We start from the raw sequence: 2550 nt of genomic DNA, 5'->3' as shown, positions 1-2550 counted from the left end.
TCGAGGCGATAGAGCTCAAACTCCATGCCCGCTAATGTGTCGACATCGAAGCGCGCAATAATCTGGCGCGCGGCGGTGCGCTCCGACGCGCTTCCCGCAATCACCAGCCGGTTGAGCGCAGGCTCGACGCTGGTCACCACCTCTTCGCCGACGAACTGTTCGATGAGTTTGGCGATCTGCGGCGCGCTCGCGGCGCGCAGCGTGATGACCTCGCTCGCAAAACCCGGCGCGACGGGGCCGATATCGGGGGTAGGGCCGTCGCTTGGCGCTGGCGGCGCGGCCATCGCGCCGCCGCTGGCATCGGGCTCGGGACTGGTGAGCCGCGCCTCGGCGCGCGCGGCGGCGCGGGTGACGACGCGGTAGCTGTTCCCGTCAATGATCAGCACCGCGCCAACCGAGCGCAGGGCTTGCTCGAGCAAGGGAATGAGCTCGCCGCGGCGCACGGGGGTCGCGGTGCGCAGCGTGACATTGCCGGTAACCGCGGGATCGACTGCATAATCGACCCCGAGCATCGACCCGAGCACGGCATCGACGACGCGCTTCACATCGGCATCGACAAAGGCAAGGTCATAGCCCGCCTCGGTCGCGGGCGCGCGGCGCGACTGGGCAGTCGCTGTCCCGGTCAACGACGGCAGCAGCAGCGCCAGCGCCGTAGCAGCGAGCAGTCCGGACCGAAAGGGGCGTGCACTCATGGAAGATTGTCCTGACTGGCGAGAGCGGGGGTGGCAGGCGCTGCGGTGCCCGAAGGCTCGCGGTTCTTAAGATCGAGGCTGACGCGCTCGGTGACGCCGTCGCGCGCGAAGCGGACCTCGCCGCGGCCGATACGCGCCAGCCGCCAGCCGTCGATTTCGCTGCCCGGGGTCAGCGTGACCACTTGGCCGTTGCTGCCGCGCACCAGCGCCACGCTGCGCCCGCGCGGGGCGATCGCCGTGCCGACGAGCGTGGGGAGCGGCAGTTGTGCGGGCGGGGCAGCGGCCATGTCGGCGGGGAGCGGTGCAGTGCCTGGGGCAACTGCCCCGCCACTCAGATCGAGCCGCGCGATCAGCGGGGCTGGATCGGCGGGGGCAGCGATGCGCACCGGGCGCGGCGCGATGAGCAGCGGGCGCTCGGCAATTTCAACTTCCGGGTCGGCGATCTGGAACGGCACCCACAGGGCAAGAACGGCCGCGAGGGCCATGAGCAGCCAGCGTCCGCGCACCAAGCTCATCGCCCGCGCCCCCACACGCCACGCGCGGTGCCCGTGAGGCGCGCAGTGCCGCCGCTAGCATCGAGCTCAAGGGCATCGAAGCGAATGACGGGATTGCTGCTTTCAGCCTCGGCGACCCAGGCGATGAGCAGATCGGCAGGACCGCTCGCCTCGACATTGACGAGAACGGCGCGGCCAGCGGCGGTTTCATTGATCGCCACCGGCGCGGTGCGGACGATCAGCCCGCGTTGGCGCGCGCTGGCGGCCAGCCGCCGCGCGAGCGCATCGGTTGCGGCTTGGCGATCGGGAGCGGTTATGAGCTGCGCAAGCAGTTCGCGCGGCGCGCGCGGCGGCGGCGGGCCGCTGACAATGGCCTCCATCCGCTCCAGCCGAAAGCGCGCGTCGGCAAGCGCCTGGCGCTCGGCGTCGACTGCTGCCCAGAGCGGGAGGATGATGAGCTGGAGCGTGAGCAGCAGCGTCAAAAGCGCGAGCATCGCGGCGATGAGCCGCTGCGCGAGCGGTGAGACGCTCGCAAAAATCATCGCAGCGCCTCCACCTGGACCGCGGTGCGCCCATCGGGGAGCGGGCGCGCATCGGTGACGGCGAGCCCGGTGGTGGCGGGGTCGAGGCCGGCGGGCAGCGTCAGCCGCAGCGCAGCGTTAGCACCGCGGCGGACCGCTGCGCCGGTCACCACTGCGCCCTCGGGGAGCGCAGCCGCGGGGCGCGCCAGCCGCGCGGTCGCTGCCGGGGTGCGCGCCAGCACCTGAAGCGCGCGGGATGCCTCGCTGGCGGCCTGCAAATCTGCCGCCGCGCGCGCTGCGCTGCCGGCCTCGCTCGACAAAAAGGTCATCCGCGCTTCGACTTGGCTCCGCTGATAGCTGAGCAGCGCCAGGCTGGTGAGCGGGATCGAGGCGATGAGCGCGAGCGCGATGCCATAGGCTCGGCGGTTGCGGCGGACAGCGTCGGTGATGCTGGCATCTTCGCCGCGGAGCAAAATCTGCGGCGGACTATCCCCGCTGCTGATGAGCGCCGGGCGCGCGAGCCCGCGCGCGGCAAATTGGTCCTGCACCGCCTCGGCGACGCTGCGCCGCACCAGCGTGACCGCCAGACTGGTGGTTTTGGCATCACGCGCGGCGACGCTGCGGCTCCAGACCAGCGCTGCGGGCTCAAGCGGCGCGCGGCGCGCGAGCTGATAGCCAAGTGCGGCATCGACGCGCGCGAGGGCAGCGTGCGGGAGATCGACCTCGAGGTGGAGCTCTTGCCCCGGCGGCAAAACCAGCAGCGCGCGCGCTTCGCTGCACAGCCGCGCCAGATCGGCCCAGCCGTCATCGCCGAGTTCGTCGAGCGACTGGTCGGCGCGCTCG

General features: G+C 71.6%; 4 protein-coding genes. All 4 read right to left on the bottom strand.

The annotated features are described in order from the left end of the window. A partial coding sequence (locus AC2TC0_RS16140) for a secretin N-terminal domain-containing protein (RefSeq protein ID WP_484718473.1) occupies positions 1-692 on the bottom strand: 692 nt, incomplete at its 3' end. Beyond that, entirely contained in the window at positions 689-1207 is a 519-nt protein-coding gene (locus tag AC2TC0_RS16135) for a hypothetical protein (RefSeq protein ID WP_484718472.1), read from the bottom strand. The genes AC2TC0_RS16135 and AC2TC0_RS16140, both read right to left, overlap by 4 nt. Continuing rightward, positions 1204-1728, bottom strand: a complete 525-nt coding sequence (locus AC2TC0_RS16130) for a hypothetical protein (RefSeq protein WP_484718471.1) — start codon at positions 1726-1728, stop codon at positions 1204-1206. The genes AC2TC0_RS16135 and AC2TC0_RS16130 overlap by 4 nt, the downstream gene beginning before the upstream one ends. Next, positions 1725-2550: hypothetical protein (locus tag AC2TC0_RS16125; protein ID WP_484718470.1), on the bottom strand; the 826-nt coding region annotated here is incomplete at its 5' end. The genes AC2TC0_RS16130 and AC2TC0_RS16125, both read right to left, overlap by 4 nt.

The organism is Sphingopyxis sp. sgz302558, assembly GCF_057220455.1.
The sequence above is the reverse complement of the archived record's forward strand: the minus strand, read 5'-3'. Positions and strand labels throughout refer to the sequence as shown.

Excerpts from the sequence above, each read along its gene's own strand:
- AC2TC0_RS16135 (WP_484718472.1), bottom strand. The coding sequence starts at position 1,207 with ATGAGCTTGGTGCGCGGACGCTGGCTGCTCATGGCCCTCGCGGCCGTT.
- AC2TC0_RS16130 (WP_484718471.1), bottom strand. The coding sequence starts at position 1,728 with ATGATTTTTGCGAGCGTCTCACCGCTCGCGCAGCGGCTCATCGCCGCG.